Genomic DNA, 15,404 nt, shown 5'->3' with positions numbered 1-15,404 from the left:
GAAAAGACGCTTTTTGTTGATCTGGCCGTTTATTCCTGGACCCGACCATATGACAGCAAACGCTCCAAGCGCTTATTGATGAGTTCCTGGGGATCTACATTGGCAACCTGACGCAATGCCTCGCTTAAGGCACGACGCAAGGTGCGGGACATGGCGGTCACATCGCGATGTGCCCCACCCACCGGCTCGGGCACGACACGGTCGATCAAGCCCAATTCCAGCAGACGGTTGGCGGTAATTGACAGTGCCTCGGCTGCAATTGGTGCCTTGTCAGCGCTGCGCCATAAAATCGATGCACAGCCTTCGGGTGAAATCACGCTATAGGTGGAGTATTGCAACATTTGCACTACGTCACCCACGGCAATTGCCAAAGCACCACCAGAACCACCCTCACCAATGATAGTGGCAATAATCGGCACTTTCAGCTCGGCCATGGCATACAGGTTATGACCAATGGCTTCTGACTGGCCCCGCTCCTCGGCGTCAATGCCGGGATAGGCGCCGGGGGTATCCACAAATGTAAAGACCGGCAAATTGAATTTTTCAGCCAAGCGCATCAGGCGTAAGGCCTTGCGATAGCCTTCGGGACGTGGCATGCCAAAATTACGTTTGGCGCGCTCTTTGGTATCCCGTCCTTTCTGGTGACCAATTACCATGCAAGCCTCGCCATTGAAGCGGGCCAAACCGCCAACAATCGCCTGGTCATCCTTGAACATGCGGTCACCATGCAACTCATGGAAATCGGTGAAGATTTCACGAATATAGTCAAACGTATAGGGACGTTGTGGATGACGCGCCACCAATGCGGTTTGCCAAGGAGTCAGCTTGGAATAAATATTGGTGGTCAGTGCTTCGCTTTTTTGTTGCAGCCGCCCGATTTCTTCTGAAATATCTACCGCTGAATCAGAAGATACATGTCGCAGCTGTTCAATTTTCTGCTCAAGTTCGGCAATGGGTTTTTCAAAGTCTAAAAATGTAAATTTCATGGTTTTTGATTTTAATATGAATCTGGCTGGAAGTGGGCTTAATCGGTTACGGATTCCTGGCTACGCCATAAATACCACGTTGCCACCGTTCGCCAGGGTTGCCACGTTTGCGCCACCTCTCTGGCTTCATAGCGGGATACCGGCTCTCCGCTAAAGTAATGCATTGAGATTGCCTTTAACAGTCTTGGGTCATCAATAGGTAAAACGTCCGGCCTGTGCAAGTTGAATATTAAAAACATTTCTGCAGTCCAGCGGCCAATGCCGCGAATGCTGCACAGCTCATCAACAATTTCTTCATCACTCATTTTAGACCATTTTGCCGGATGCACCTTCTTTTCATTGAAATGCATGGCCAAATCCAAAATGTATTCCGATTTTCTTTTTGCCAGACCGGCAGCCCTAAGCTGCTCGACATCATATTCCAAAACCTTGGCCGGTGTAGGACGACTGCCACATAAGGCCGTAAATTTTTTCCAGGTAGTCTCGGCGGTATCTACAGACACCTGTTGCCCTACGATAGCACGTGCCAGCGTAACAAAAGGCGTTTTATTGCTGGCCAGCCATACACCATCGTGCTCGGGGATGATTTTACGAAGAATGCGGTCCCGTTTCATTAGATAACTAACCGCCTCATCCCAGTAATCAGGCTTACAGGCCTGCTCGGGGGGTATTACTTGTGTCATTTTTTACCCCTAGACCCGGCGCCACTGCGTCAAACCACCCGGTTTATCTTCCAGTTCAACACCAGCCTCTTTAAGGGTCTTGCGAATCTGGTCAGCCAAGGCAAAATCCTTGTCTTTTTTGGCTTGCAAACGCTGTTCGACCAAGGCATTGATCTGGTCCTCATCAAGCACGGCAGACTCTGCGGCATCCCGGTTTTTGCGGGTATAACGCGTTACCGAGCGCAAATAAGTTTCAGGATCATGCGAAAGCAACCCTAGAATGCCGCCTAAGGCCTTGATCTGGCCAGCCAGTTCTTTGGACTTCAGGCGATTGGCCTCGGTCGCCATTTCAAACAGCACCGATACAGCCACTGCCGTGTTGAAATCATCATCCATGGCTGCCTTGAAAGCGGCGGCATAACTGGAAGACCAGTCTATTGCCGCTTCCTGCACGCCAACATTGTAAAGCGTTTGATAAATGCGATCGATGGCGGCCTGTGCATCAAACAGGTTGTCTGGCGTGAAATTTTGTGGGCTGCGGTAATGATTGCGCACAATGAAAAAACGCAGCATTTCAGCTTCACGCAAGTTCCATTCGTAATCAGCCGTCTCTCCTGCCTCGGCCTCACGGGCACCCACTGTTTGGCGAATAGTCCGGAAATTGCCCAGCGATTTCGACATTTTGTCGTTATCGACCATCAAGGGGCCGCAATGCATCCAGATATTGGCTAAATTGCCACCGTAAGCGCCTTCGGTCTGGGCGATTTCATTTTCATGGTGAGGAAATTTCAAATCGGGACCACCACCGTGAATATCCAGGGGCAAACCCAACAATTCTTTGCTCATGGCCGAGCACTCTATATGCCAGCCCGGACGCCCCATGCCATAAGGAGACGCCCACTTGGAATCTTCGGGCTCATCTTCCTTGGCCGATTTCCACAAGACAAAATCAAGGGGATCCTGCTTGCTTGAAGAAACCGCTACCCGCTCACCGGCACGCATGTCGTCAAGGGAGCGGCCTGACAATTTGCCATAGCCTTCGAATTTACGAACCGCAAAGTTGACGTCACCGTCATCAGACTGGTAAGCCAAGCCCTTGTTTTGCAGCTGCTGGATGATTTCCAGCATGCCGGGCACATGCAAGGTGGCACGGGGTTCGTGATTGGGGGACTGGACACTCAGGGCCTTTTCATCTGCATGCATGGCTTCAGTGTAAAACCCGGTGACCTCGGCCAGGGTTTTATTGGTAGCTACCGCTTTGCGGATGATTTTATCGTCGATATCGGTAATGTTACGAACATAGGTAACTTCATATCCTTTTTCCCGCAACCAGCGCTGCACAACATCAAAGCTGACCAACATCCGGGCATGACCCAAATGGCAATAGTCATAAACTGTCATCCCGCATACATACATGCGCACTTTATTGGGCTCAACGGTCTTGAACGGCTCTTTCGTACGGGATAAAGAGTTATAGATATGCATAGAAAAAAGATACAGAAAATCATCCGGCAGAAAATACCGGATGCAGTTAATCGAAGAATTTAATCAGGTTCAGTGACAGTTTAATACGTTCTAATCACAACTGAGGCTAAAATACGCAATAACAGAAGTATAGCAATTCCAGCTGCCTATCTGCACCTGGATTAATTTATGGATCAATTATTTTTTGGATGATCAGTGAGACAACGATTAAATTTTTTCAAATGGGCCGGTATCGCTGCAATATCACTATTCATGCATAGCGCAAGCGCACAAGAACAGCCTCCTGCCCAACCCGACGGTGGCTGGCAGGCACTGGCCGATATCCTGAAAAAGCTGGAACCCTCGGTTGACACATCGATTCCCGAAACCCCGGTGCAGGCCAGCCTTCGCATCAACCAGCTGATTACCAGTGGCAAATTCCAGCAGGCATTGAACGAAATTGAAAAAATCCAGCCAACGGTTTCCTACATGGAGCAACCCGGCACCGACGTACAACTGCGTTTCCTGCGGGCACGTGCCTTAACCGGACTGGGCAAAACAGACGCGGCCATTTCCGTTTACCAGGATATGACAAGCAAGTACCCAGAGCTTGCCGAACCCTGGAACAATATGGCCACCCTGCAGCTTAAAGCAGGCTTGCTGGACCAGGCTTATGAATCCCTGAAAATGGCTATTACCATCAATCCAAAATATGGCATCGCCCATCGTAATATGGGGCTGGTCCAATTAATTATGGCCAACCATTCTTTTGACCAGGCCGTGAAAAACGGTGTGACCAGTGCCGCCACACAAGCCGCGGCCATCAAACGAATCGTCAACGGAAACTGACCATGCATTTATTTTTCAGGGCAAGCATGCTTGCCCGTTCACTAGTATTGCTAGGTGGGCTTGCCATCGTGCCTGCCTCACTGGCTGCTGAATCTTCACCATCAACAAAGGAATTAACAATGAGCACATTACCCCGTGTCAAACTGGAAACCAACCACGGCGATATCGTTATTGAACTGAATACTGAAAAAGCCCCCGTTACAGCAGAAAACTTTCTGAACTATGTAAAAGAAGGCTTTTATGACAACGTGATTTTTCACCGCGTTATTAAAAACTTCATGATCCAGGGCGGTGGCATGGCACCGGGCATGAAAGAAAAACAAACCCGCGCACCCATCACCAACGAAGCCAATAACGGTCTTGCAAACGATAAATACACGATCGCCATGGCTCGCACCAACGATCCACACTCGGCTTCAGCCCAGTTTTTCATCAACTCCCGCGACAACGATTTCCTTAACCACACTGCCCCTACCGCACAAGGCTGGGGCTATGCCGTCTTCGGTAAAGTAGTGGAAGGCACCGACGTGGTTGACCAAATTGAAAACGTAAAAACCGGCAACCGTGGCTTCCATCAGGACGTTCCTGTCGATGACGTGGTTATCCAGAAAGCAAGCATCGTTGAATAAGCTTGCGCTAGACGGTACCATCTGGCTCGCCTCGGACATTCATCTGGGCGAGCATATCCCCAAAACCAGACAGGCATTTTATGCTTTTCTGGACAGTGCCCGGGTGCATGCCAATGCACTGGTACTGGCTGGGGATATTTTTGATTTCTGGGCCGGCGACGACATCGCCCTGCAATCACCAGAACCCTGGCTGCAGGAAGCCCTCAGCCAACTTGCGCAAACGGCAAGCCAAATCCCCTTGTATTTAATGCATGGCAACCGCGATTTCCTGATCCGGCACAAATTGGCCAAGCGGCTAAATGCCACGCTTCTGGCCGACACGGTAACAATAGAATCTGCGGCAGGCCTTATACGACTTAGCCACGGAGACGAATACTGCATTGATGACCCGGGTTACCAGCGTTTCAGAAAAATCGTGCACAACCCATTAATTCAGGCCACTTTTCTTGCCCTGCCCCGCCATTTACGCCATCGTATTGCCAGCCATATACGGCGCAAAAGCAAAAACGCACATCCATACAAAAACAACACCATGCTGGACGTGTCTGCTGCTGCCATAGAATACGCTTTTCTTGAAAACCCGCAGGTTCATACCCTGATCCACGGCCACACCCATAAACCGGGCCATCATACAAGCATTTTGAATGGCACCGCCTATGAGCGCTGGGTCTTGCCCGACTGGGAATATGACCACGGACCGATCCACGGCGGCTATATAGAAATAAAAAAAAGCGGTGTTTGTTTACACCGCTTTCACTTGCCCACTAACCCCTAAAGGCCAGTGAACAAAAACAACTAAGCGCCCTGAAACACGGGAGAACGTTTTTCGATGAAAGCCACAGATCCCTCCCGATAGTCTTTGGTTGTGCCCATTTCACGCTGCAACTCGGTTTCCAGGTCAAGCTGCTGCTCCAGTGTTTTTTCACTGCTGGCGTAAATAGCCTGCTTGGTTGCCGCTAGCGCTTTGGTGGCGCCATTCAGGAGGGTTTGGTGCATTTGCCCGATTTCTTCCTGCAAGGATTCATCAGGAATGCATTTCCAGATCATCCCCCAGTCTTGAGCCTGTTCGGCGGTAATGGGCTGAGCCAGCATAGAGGCTGCCATCGCACGTTGTGTACCGATAAGACGGGGTAAAAAGTGAGTTGATCCGGCATCGGGGATCAAACCGATTTTGGCAAACGCCTGAATGAATTTAGCCGATTTGACCGCATAAATAATGTCACATGCCAATACCAGGCTAAACCCGGCACCGGCCGCCACCCCATTCACGAAGCACACGACAGGCACCGGCAAGGCACGCAAGCGCAACACAAGCGGCTTGTAGTTTTTTTCAAGGCTTTCACCCAAATCACGCACTTCACCCGGTTGCAAGGGTTTACGCTCACTCAAGTCCTGGCCGGCACAAAAACCCCGCCCGGCACCGGTCAGGATAACCCCCCGCAAATCCACGCGTGATTCAAGCAGGGAAAGCACATCCTTCAGTTCATCATGCATTTGTGCGGTAAAGCTGTTCAACCGCTCTGGCCGGTTTAGCGTGATGTAAGCCACACCGTCGCGGTAGGCAAACAAAATGGTTTCATATGATTTGGTGATCATTCCAATGCCTCCAGCTGTTTCAAGTGATACTTGGTATCACCCAACAAATAATCAATAAATATTAAGCGTTTGAAATAATCACCCACCTCAAGCTCATGCGTCATGCCCATGCCACCATGCAGCTGAACAGCACTTTCGCCAATAAAACGTCCCGCCATGGCCACCTTGATTTTGGCCGAAGACAACATGCGGCGCTTTTTATCCTGATCTGGCTCGCCCGCTCCGGCAGCGGCCACATACGCCATGGACAAGGCCACTTCTTTCTGGATATACATATCGGCCAAACGGTGCTGCAACACCTGGAACTGTGCCAATGGCTTGCCAAACTGCTGGCGGGTTTTAAGATAATCAACCGTAATTTGCAGCAAGTGATCCATCGCGCCAGCGGCATGTGCACACAAAGCAACAATCCCGTCATCAAGCCCCTGGTTCAACAACTGCAATGCAGCCTCACCACTTGCCAGCAGAGCGGTCTCATCCAAACGGACACCGTCAAAATCCACATTACCGCAACGGCTGCCATCCATGGTTGGATAATCATTAATGACAATCCCGTCTACATCCGCCGGCACGACCAGCAGCGCTGGTTCATTGTTCAATAAAGCGCTAACGATAAATACATGGGCAGCACCTGCATGCCATACCGCCTGTTTTTGGCCAGACAGCACCAATTGGCCCTCTTGCCTGGAAACCTGCGTGCTGATATCAGCCAGATTGTCGCTACGTTGCCCTTCCTGGTAAGCCACGCTGAAAATGGCCTCCCCGCTGGCAATCGCACCCAGGTATTGCTGCTTCAGGTGTTCGTTATTGCTGTTGGCAAGAATTCTTGCACAAATAACCGCACTGGGCACCACCGGCTCGGAAGCCAGGCCACGGCCCAGCTCCTGGTGAATCGCCAGCAAAGAGGCGGCAGACTCACCAAAGCCATCATATTCGGCAGGCACGCTTAGGCCCAACACACCCAGCTCGGCCAGGGTATTCCAGCTATTACCATCCAATTCATTCTGCTGCTGGCGTTGGCGCCGTTTCTCGAAACTCCAGTCTTCCTTGACAACCCGGCTCAGGCTTTCCGCCAGCATTTGCTGTTCTTGACTATATGCAAAATCCATTATTTTCTCCAATATCCCTTAGTTCTTTGTTCTATGTTCAACACCGCTTATACATCCAGAATTTGCTTGGCAATAATGGATTTCTGAACTTCAGTCGTACCACCGTAAATAGTGGTTTTGCGCATATCGAAATAGTTGGCCGATGCGGCTGCCGCAAACGGATGGCCAGGACCGAAAACATCTTCCCCGGCTTCCAGCCAGGATGGGCTGTAAGGCCAGCTATTCAGCCCCATCACCTCAAGCTGAAGGCGTGCCAGATCCTGCTGGATTTCCGAACCACGGATTTTCAGGACCGATGCCTGTGGGCCAGGGCCCTGTGTACTGTCTGCCGCCACGCGCAGCAACATCATTTCCAAAGAAAGAATATCTGCTTCAATCAGGGAAATCTGGTCTTTCATGCGGACATCCTGGTTGGCCGGTTTGCCATTCCATTGCACTTCGGCCGCCAGGTTTTTAAGAATCTGCAATTCGCGATAGCACAGGCCGATGCCGGCAATACCGGTACGTTCGTGACCCAGCAGATACTTGGCATAAGTCCAGCCTTCGTTTTCATTGCCCACCAGGTTTTCGTAAGGCACCTTGACATTTTCCAGCCAAACCTCGTTTACGTCATGCCCACCATCCAATGTTTTAATTGGGCGCACGGTTACACCGGGCTGGCGCATATCAATCAGCAACATGGAAATACCACGCTGGGGCTTGGCATCCGGGTCGGTGCGTACCAGACAGAACATCCAGTCGGCATATTGGCCAAGCGTAGTCCAGGTTTTTTGTCCGTTCACCACATACCCTTCAGGGGTTTTCTCGGCACGGGTTTTGAGGGAAGCCAGGTCTGAGCCCGAACCCGGTTCCGAATAGCCCTGACACCACCAGTCTTCAATCCGTAGCATTCGGGGCAAAAAGCGCTGCTGCATTTCCGGGCTGGCGTATTTCATTAATACGGGGCCAATCATGCTTAAGCCAAATGGCAGCAAACGGGGCGCACCGCCCTTGAAGCTTTCAATTTCAAAAATCAGTTTCTGCAAGGCGTTCCAGCCCGTGCCACCAAATTCAACCGGCCAACTGGGGGCGCCCCAACCATGGTCATCCAATGCACGATGCCAACGGATGTAATCGTTGTTATCCAATCGTTGGTGCTTGAACACCTTATCTTTAATGTCCTGAGGCAAGGCAGTAGCCACAAACTGCCTGACTTCCTCACGAAATGCAATATCTTCCTGCGTTAAATTCAAATCCATGATGTCCTCCGTTTTTTAATTCTTGTTATGACACTACAAATGGCAGGGTTTCACAATTTACTTTTTTGGAACCCCCCATTCAAGCCAGCCTGAACCACGGCACATATCCGGATCTCGTCGTATTAGTAGAAACCATAATTAAATCAGCCTTAAGGCAGGCTTCATAAAATCAAGATTGTCTTAAATTCCATATGAAGGAATACTGTAGGCCAATATAGACACATTTTTATCACTTTATGAGAATTTTCATGACGCAAAATAAAACACTAAGCGTGGGTGCTGAAAAGTATTACCACGATCAACTTGCCCAGGGAAACTTCCTGATTCAACGCTGCACCGATTGCAGCAAAAGCATTTTCTTCCCACGCATGGTCTGCCCGCACTGTGGCTCGGATGAAATTGAATGGTATGCACCATCAGGCAAGGGAACCGTTTACTCAACCACCGTTGTACGCCGCAAAGCCGAAGCGGGCGGTGACTATAACGTTGCCCTGATTGACCTTGATGAAGGACCGCGCATGATGGCGCACGTGGAAGGCATTGAACCGGACGCAGTCAAAATCGGACAAAAAGTACAGGCAAGCATTCGCCAGTCAGCCGACCAGAACATCGTAATTTTCACACCAGCAGGAGCGTAAGAATGATTGACAAGAAATTAAGGGGCGCTGCCGCTGTTGTAGGTGTAGGACACGCCGGCCTGGGTATGGCTACCGGTTACACCGAAATGGAAATCCTGATTCAGGCGGCCAAACGTGCCGTTGATGATGCCGGCTTGACCATGCAGGATATTGATGGCATTGCCACCGCCAGTGTTGCCTCTACCATGTGGGTGATGCCGGTTATCGAACACCTGGGCATTCGCCCCACCTTTATTGACAGTACCATGATTGGTGGTTCCAGCTTTGTTGCCCACCTGATGCCTGCCATCCAGGCACTGGAGTCTGGCCAGTGCAATGCGGTGCTGGTTTGTTATGGCAGCACACAACGCACCTCGACGCTCAGCCGCAGCATGATTGGCAATATGCGCAAGCAAATGGACCCGCAACCTTACGAAAATCCGTACAACCCGTTGAGTCCGCTTAGCTCATACGCCCTGGCTGCCGCACGTCACATGCACCAATACGGCACCACCCGTGAAAACCTGGCTGAAGTAGCCGTAGCCGCACGCAAATGGGCACAGCTGAATCCTGAAGCCACCATGCGTGATCCGCTTTCAATTGAAGATGTCCTGTCTTCAAAAATGGTTTCCGACCCACTGACCGTTCGTGACTGCTGTCTGGTGACCGACGGTGCCGGTGCCTTCGTGCTGGTACGCGCCGACCGGGCCAAAAACATGAAACAAAAGCCGGTGTATGTCTTGGGCAATTCCACCGCCTGCTGGAATCGCCAGATTTCCTCCATGCATGATTTGACCGTTACCGCCGCACAACAATCAGGCAAGATCGCCTTTGAAATGGCCGGCGTGAAACCGTCTGATATTGATGTGGTTGAAGTCTATGACGCCTTCACCATTAACACGATCCTGTTCCTGGAAGACCTGGGTTTCTGCAAAAAAGGCGAAGGCGGTGCGTTCGTAAGCAATGGCAATATTGCCCCAGGTGGCATCTTGCCGGTTAACACCAACGGTGGTGGCCTGTCATGCGTTCACCCCGGCATGTACGGCATTTTCATTCTGATCGAAGCCGTACGCCAATTGCGTGGCAGCTGCGGCGAACGCCAGGTGGACGGTGCCAAACTGGCGGTTGTCCATGGTAATGGTGGCACGCTGTCAAGCCAGTCTACCGCTGTTCTGGGTACCGCTGAAACACTTTAATTTTTCCAACCGGCCCATTTTCGCAATGGGCCTTCATACCTATAACATCAAGACCGGAGACATCATGAAACGTATAAAATCAGCACTGGCCCTTTCGCTTGGCATTTTGTTCAGCACTTCAGCCATGGCAGAATGGCCTGAGCAAAACATCACCATCATTGTGCCCGCCGCTCCTGGCGGCACCACGGATATTGCGGCCCGTATCCTCAGTGAAAAAATGGGTAAGGAACTGGGTCAAAGCGTTGTGGTTGAAAACAAGGCAGGTGCTGCAGGCATTATCGGTACCCAGGCACTGGTACGATCCAAACCCGATGGTTATACCTTAATCATGGGTAACATTGGCCCCAATGCCATTAACTACAGCCTGTACGATTCACTTCCCTATAAAAAAGAAGATTTCGCCCCCATCTCCCTGGTGATTTCAGTACCCAATGTACTGGTTGTCAATGAGCAAACACCTGTCAATACAGTTGACGAGCTGATCAAATACGTTTCTGAGAACAAGCAGCACCAAACGTTTGGTTCATCTGGCAAAGGCCAGTCTCCGCACATGTCGGCAGAAATGTTCATGCAACGCGCCAACCTGAAAGCCGAGCATATTCCCTATAAAGGGGCCGGCCCTGCCGTCAGCGCCCTGCTTGGTAATCAATACACCTTCATGATTGACAACCTGCCCAGCTCACTGCCTTCCATCAAGTCTGGCAAGTTCAAGGCACTGGCGGTTACCAGTGACGAACGGGTTGCCGAACTGCCCGACGTGCCCACCATGAAAGAAGCCGGTATTGACAACATGGTGGTGACCGCCTGGTTTGGCCTGCTGGCACCGGCCGGTACCCCCGATGAGGTGGTTAACAAACTGCATAAAGCCGCCAAGAATGCACTGGAAAGCGAGGATGTGAAAGCCCGTTTTGCCGCCATGGGTGGCCAGCCTGGCGGCAACACACCTGCAGAGTTTGCCAAGTTCATTGAAGACCAGCAAGCCTTGTGGGCCGATACCGTCAAAGCGGCCAATCTGAAAATGGACTAACACTTAGCATGATCAACAAAATCGTTTCATCCTATCTTGAAGCGCTGGAGCAAATCCCCAACGGTGCATCCGTCATCGTTGGCGGGTTTGGGGATGCCGGCATTCCATTTGAATTACTGGAAAGCCTGAAAAAACTGGGTACCAAAGACCTGACCATCATTAGCAATAATGCGGGCACGCGTGAAAACGGCATTGCCGGCCTGATCAAAAACGGCCAGGTTCGCAAAATCATCTGCTCGCATCCACGCCCACCGCTATCTGATGTATTTGCCGAAGCTTACCGTGCCGGCAAAGTAGAACTTGAATGCATGCCCCAGGGCACACTGGCCGAACGCCTGCGGGCTGCCGGTGCAGGCCTGGGCCCCTTCTTTACCCCCACCGGCTACGGCACACGGGTTGCTGAAGGCAAGGAACAACGTGTTGTAGACGGCATAGGCTATATTCTTGAGCAACCCCTGCACGGTGATTTTGCCCTTATCAAAGCCCACTTGGGCGACCGCTGGGGCAACCTGACTTACCGCTGGGCTGCCCGCAACTTCAATCCCGTCATGTGTACAGCCGCCAAAAACACCATTGCCCAAGTCGATAAAATCGTGGAACTGGGTGAACTCCATCCGGAACACGTCATGACACCGGGCATTTTTGTCAAATCCATCGTTCTGGCAGGAGCAAGCAATGCCTAGTCATACACCATTGAACCGGGCCCAGATTGCCAATCTCGTCGCACAAACACTGCCAGATGGCTCTTACGTTAACCTGGGTATTGGCATGCCCACCCTGGTTGCCGACTACCTGCCCGAAGACAGGGAAATCATCCTTCACAGTGAAAACGGCATTTTAGGCATGGGCCGCACAGCCATTGATCATGAAATTGATTACGACATTATCAATGCCAGTCGTACCCCCATTATTTTGCTGGATGGTGCTTCTATTACCGAACATACCAACTCGTTTGCCATGATGCGTGGCGGCCACCTGGACTATTCTATCCTGGGCGGTTTTCAGGTTGCCGTGAACGGAGACCTGGCCAACTGGATTACCGATGCCCCTGATGCCATCGCAGCCATTGGTGGCGCCATGGACCTGGCGGTTGGTGCCAAAAACGTGATTGTGATGCTGGACCACACTACCCGGGACGGCAAGCCAAAATTACTTGATACCTGTACCTATCCGCTTACGGGCCTTAAAGTGGTTGATTGGGTATATACCGATCTGGCCGTGCTGGAAGTCAAGAACAATGCCTTTCATGTACATGCCATAGTAGACGGTTTAAGCCTTGAAGAACTGCAGGCAAAAACCGAAGGCAAACTGGTGGTCGACAGCGCACCCAAAAAAATTCGACTGGATGAAAACCAGCAGCCTTATTACACAAACTAAACGGCCTAAAAAATATAACGAGGAGACACCCTGATATTTCACTGTATTTCAACCCCCATGCTGCACGTAAAAAGTAGCAAGCTTAAAGGCATGGCTGTAACTGGAAAGAACCATTCAAACGTGTTAACCGATGTGCCTACCGTTAGCAAATCGGGCTTGCCAGAGTTTACGGTTGACGGCTACGAAATCACAGGATCAACACCAGACGAATTTAAACAACATATCAGCAGCGAAATCCAGAAATGGAAAGTGGCTGTTGAAAAATCAGGCGCCAAAGTTCAATAAGAATGCCGGCATATTAACAACTTTAAGTCTAAACTTTCTTAATAGCTTTTTTAAGATTGCATCTATTGGAGACCCTATGTTAGTCAAGAAACTATTAGTGGCAGCAACCGCCCTTACCGCCCTGTCCTCATCAATGTCCGCCTTTGCGGCAGAATGGCCGGATCGCCCCGTAAAACTGCTGGTTGGCTATGCGGCAGGTGGACCGGTTGATACCGCCGCCCGTTCATTTGCAAAATTCCTTTCCGATGAACTCAAACAATCGGTCGTTATTGAAAACAAAACCGGCGCCAGTGGCATGATTGCTGCAGAAAACGTCATTCGCTCCAAACCCGATGGCTATACCCTGTATTTTATTGCCAGCCCTACCCCTACCATCACGCCACATATCCAGAAATCGGCCAATATCAATCTTGACAAAGATTTCACCTATATTGGCAACATTGTTGACTACACCAACGTTCTGGTCGCCAACAAAGACCTGCCGATCAAGTCTGTCAAAGAGCTGGTTGAATACGCCAAGGCCAACCCGAATTCCATTTCTTTCGGCTCTGCCGGTATTGGCTCTTCCAACCAGCTGTCTGCTGAGTTAATGAAGCAAAAAACAGGCACGGAAATGCTGCATGTGCCTTATCGTGGCAACGCCCCCGCCATGGTTGATGTAATCAGCGGCAAGATTTCTTTCATGTTCGACATTAGCGGCACAGCGATTTCTTATATCAATGGCGATAAAGTCCGCCCATTGGCCGTTACATCCGCGACCCGCAACAAAGCCTTGCCCGATGTACCGACCATGATTGAAGCCGGCATTGAAGACTACGCCGTAACTGGCTGGTATGCCTTGGTTGGCCCCGCAGGTTTGCCAGAAAATATCACCAAACGTCTTGAAGTTGCTTTGCAGAACATTGACCAGAATCCCGAATTCGACAAACTCATGGAAACCGGTGGCTACACCCGAACCTTCAGCAATGGCACCGACCTGAAAGCCAAAGTTGACCGTGAATACAAACTTTGGGAAGCGGTAATTGAGAAAGCGGGCATCAAGCCAAATCAATAATCAAAGTAAAATCCTGACGTATATATGTATTCCCACGCAGGAGCGTGGGCACAAGTAACAAAGTAAACAGCAAGAATTACTGGATATATGCAAAAAAAACTTCAGGGTTTCCCAACGCTGAAGACAGGTGAACCAAAAATAAAGGGGTATTGAACTGCGGCTGTTGTCGCGTTTCAATACCCCTTTATTGTTTTTATAACGTAAAACCCAAGTTTTTACCTGGGTTTTATTTCCTGAATAAAACATCATTTTTGTTCAGTACAGGAATTGAGTTTATTAAATGAACTCAATCCTTTACTGATCCTAACAATCAGCCCTGAACTTTAATATTCGCTTTCTGAATAGTATCGCGCCATTTCTTGATTTCCACATCCAGGAACTGGCCAAACTCTTCAGGGGAAGTTGGCATGGGCTCTGAGCCTGAGCCATTCATTTTTTCTATGATTTCAGGCGTATTCAGGCTTTGATTCAAATCAGCATTCAATTTCTTGATGACATCCGCCGGCGTTCCTTTAGGGGCAAACAAGCCACTCCAGGAATATGCCTCATAACCCGGCAAACCGGATTCCGCAATGGTAGGAACTTCCGGAGACAAGGCTGACCGCTCTTTATTGCCCACACCCAGCGGAATCACCTTGCCGCTTTTAATAAATGGCAAGGCAGAAGTGGCATCGGCAAACATCAGCTGAACCTGGCCGCCTACCAAATCCTGTACTGCAGGTGCACTCCCCTTATAAGGAATATGCTGCAACTGAACACCCGCCATACTGGCAAACAGCTCCCCGGCCAGATGCGTACCGCCCCCGGTTCCGGATGAACTGTATGAAATGGTATTGGGTTTTTCTTTGGCCAGGTCAATCAGTTCCTGTACCGTTTTCACATTCAGTGAAGGATGCGCCACCAGAATCAATGGAAACCGGGCAACCCCACCAACGGGTTCGAAATCTTTCTGGGCATCATAGCCCAGATTGTCATTCATGCTCGGTAAAATGGCATGGTGAATGGCTGTAAAAAAGTAATTGTAGCCATCGGGCTTGGCCTTGGCTGAATACCGGGCTCCCACAATTCCACCTGCACCCGCCTTGTTATCAATAACAATCGGCTGCTTCCATTTATCGTTCAAGGGTGCAGTCACAATGCGCGCCGCTGTATCAACCGGACCACCTGGCGCAAAAGGCACCACAAAATTTACGGCCTGCTCAGGCCACTTGCCTGCATCGGCCCAGCTAGCAGTAAAAGGTACGCCAGATACCATCACGGCGGCAAAAGTTTTAAGGACTGCCCTGCGTTGTTTGAACAAACCTGACATAACTAA

Annotated in this window: 17 protein-coding genes; 10 read left to right on the top strand and 7 right to left on the bottom strand. The window is 50.4% G+C overall.

All coding sequences use genetic code 11. From position 1 onward, the window contains the following. Positions 1 to 29: 29 nt before the first annotated feature. From ACM5Q9_RS05890 to cysS, 3 genes are read right to left on the bottom strand one after another with little or no spacing between them, the layout of a single operon-like run. The gene (locus tag ACM5Q9_RS05890; protein ID WP_418143805.1) at positions 30 to 986 is read right to left on the bottom strand and encodes an acetyl-CoA carboxylase carboxyltransferase subunit alpha; all 957 of its coding nucleotides are present in this window, start codon (positions 984 to 986) and stop codon (positions 30 to 32) included. A 38-nt stretch (positions 987 to 1,024) separates the two neighbouring features. Beyond that, positions 1,025 to 1,669: a DNA-3-methyladenine glycosylase family protein gene (locus ACM5Q9_RS05885; protein ID WP_418143804.1), complete on the bottom strand. Its 645-nt coding sequence runs from the start codon at positions 1,667 to 1,669 to the stop codon at positions 1,025 to 1,027. A gap of 9 nt (positions 1,670 to 1,678) precedes the next feature. After that, entirely contained in the window at positions 1,679 to 3,133 is a 1,455-nt protein-coding gene (gene cysS / locus ACM5Q9_RS05880) for a cysteine--tRNA ligase (protein WP_418143803.1), read from the bottom strand. 252 nt (positions 3,134 to 3,385) lie between these two features. On the opposite strand from cysS, the gene ACM5Q9_RS05875 reads away from it, so the two are divergent. From ACM5Q9_RS05875 to ACM5Q9_RS05865, 3 genes are all read left to right on the top strand, one after another. Continuing rightward, positions 3,386 to 3,961: a hypothetical protein gene (locus ACM5Q9_RS05875; RefSeq protein ID WP_418143802.1), complete on the top strand. Its 576-nt coding sequence runs from the start codon at positions 3,386 to 3,388 to the stop codon at positions 3,959 to 3,961. 119 nt (positions 3,962 to 4,080) lie between these two features. Continuing rightward, on the top strand, positions 4,081 to 4,590 hold the full coding sequence (locus tag ACM5Q9_RS05870; protein WP_418143918.1) for a peptidylprolyl isomerase: 510 nt from the start codon (positions 4,081 to 4,083) through the stop codon (positions 4,588 to 4,590). After that, on the top strand, positions 4,553 to 5,365 hold the full coding sequence (locus ACM5Q9_RS05865) for a UDP-2,3-diacylglucosamine diphosphatase (protein ID WP_418143801.1): 813 nt from the start codon (positions 4,553 to 4,555) through the stop codon (positions 5,363 to 5,365). The genes ACM5Q9_RS05870 and ACM5Q9_RS05865 overlap by 38 nt, the downstream gene beginning before the upstream one ends. 20 nt (positions 5,366 to 5,385) lie before the next feature. Here the strand turns inward: ACM5Q9_RS05865 and paaG are convergent, their stop codons facing one another. Genes paaG through ACM5Q9_RS05850 form a run of 3 tightly spaced genes read right to left on the bottom strand, consistent with a single transcriptional unit; the run spans position 5,386 to position 8,533 of the window. Continuing rightward, positions 5,386 to 6,186 (bottom strand): 2-(1,2-epoxy-1,2-dihydrophenyl)acetyl-CoA isomerase PaaG, encoded by an 801-nt coding sequence (paaG, locus tag ACM5Q9_RS05860; RefSeq protein WP_418143800.1) that lies wholly within the window; start codon positions 6,184 to 6,186, stop codon positions 5,386 to 5,388. Continuing rightward, the gene (locus ACM5Q9_RS05855; protein ID WP_418143799.1) at positions 6,183 to 7,295 is read right to left on the bottom strand and encodes an acyl-CoA dehydrogenase family protein; all 1,113 of its coding nucleotides are present in this window, start codon (positions 7,293 to 7,295) and stop codon (positions 6,183 to 6,185) included. The genes paaG and ACM5Q9_RS05855 overlap by 4 nt, the downstream gene beginning before the upstream one ends. 47 nt (positions 7,296 to 7,342) lie before the next feature. Continuing rightward, positions 7,343 to 8,533: an acyl-CoA dehydrogenase family protein gene (locus ACM5Q9_RS05850; RefSeq protein WP_418143798.1), complete on the bottom strand. Its 1,191-nt coding sequence runs from the start codon at positions 8,531 to 8,533 to the stop codon at positions 7,343 to 7,345. Positions 8,534 to 8,781: 248 nt separating this feature from the next. Here ACM5Q9_RS05850 and ACM5Q9_RS05845 point away from each other — a divergent pair, with 248 nt between their 5' ends. From ACM5Q9_RS05845 to ACM5Q9_RS05815, 7 genes are all read left to right on the top strand, one after another. After that, entirely contained in the window at positions 8,782 to 9,171 is a 390-nt protein-coding gene (locus ACM5Q9_RS05845; protein WP_418143797.1) for a Zn-ribbon domain-containing OB-fold protein, read from the top strand. A gap of 2 nt (positions 9,172 to 9,173) precedes the next feature. Continuing rightward, positions 9,174 to 10,346 (top strand): thiolase, encoded by a 1,173-nt coding sequence (locus ACM5Q9_RS05840; RefSeq protein WP_418143796.1) that lies wholly within the window; start codon positions 9,174 to 9,176, stop codon positions 10,344 to 10,346. 64 nt (positions 10,347 to 10,410) lie between these two features. Next, positions 10,411 to 11,373, top strand: coding sequence for a Bug family tripartite tricarboxylate transporter substrate binding protein (locus ACM5Q9_RS05835; protein WP_418143795.1), 963 nt, complete (start codon positions 10,411 to 10,413; stop codon positions 11,371 to 11,373). An 8-nt stretch (positions 11,374 to 11,381) separates the two neighbouring features. Next, positions 11,382 to 12,056, top strand: coding sequence for a 3-oxoacid CoA-transferase subunit A (locus tag ACM5Q9_RS05830; RefSeq protein ID WP_418143794.1), 675 nt, complete (start codon positions 11,382 to 11,384; stop codon positions 12,054 to 12,056). Continuing rightward, the gene (locus tag ACM5Q9_RS05825; RefSeq protein WP_418143793.1) at positions 12,049 to 12,750 is read left to right on the top strand and encodes a 3-oxoacid CoA-transferase subunit B; all 702 of its coding nucleotides are present in this window, start codon (positions 12,049 to 12,051) and stop codon (positions 12,748 to 12,750) included. Before ACM5Q9_RS05830 ends, ACM5Q9_RS05825 begins: the two co-directional genes overlap by 8 nt. A 90-nt stretch (positions 12,751 to 12,840) precedes the next feature. Next, the gene (locus ACM5Q9_RS05820; protein ID WP_418143792.1) at positions 12,841 to 13,035 is read left to right on the top strand and encodes a hypothetical protein; all 195 of its coding nucleotides are present in this window, start codon (positions 12,841 to 12,843) and stop codon (positions 13,033 to 13,035) included. Positions 13,036 to 13,111: 76 nt separating this feature from the next. Continuing rightward, a complete protein-coding gene (locus ACM5Q9_RS05815; protein WP_418143791.1) occupies positions 13,112 to 14,089 on the top strand; it encodes a Bug family tripartite tricarboxylate transporter substrate binding protein in 978 nt (325 codons plus the stop codon). 310 nt (positions 14,090 to 14,399) lie between these two features. On the opposite strand, the gene ACM5Q9_RS05810 is transcribed toward ACM5Q9_RS05815, so the two are convergent. Beyond that, on the bottom strand, positions 14,400 to 15,398 hold the full coding sequence (locus tag ACM5Q9_RS05810; RefSeq protein ID WP_418143790.1) for a Bug family tripartite tricarboxylate transporter substrate binding protein: 999 nt from the start codon (positions 15,396 to 15,398) through the stop codon (positions 14,400 to 14,402). Between the last annotated feature and the right edge of the window lie 6 nt (positions 15,399 to 15,404).

Source organism: Advenella sp. RU8 (genome assembly GCF_048381675.1).
Taxonomy (GTDB): Bacteria; Pseudomonadota; Gammaproteobacteria; order Burkholderiales; family Burkholderiaceae_B; genus Advenella.
The sequence above is the reverse complement of the archived record's forward strand: the minus strand, read 5'-3'. Positions and strand labels throughout refer to the sequence as shown.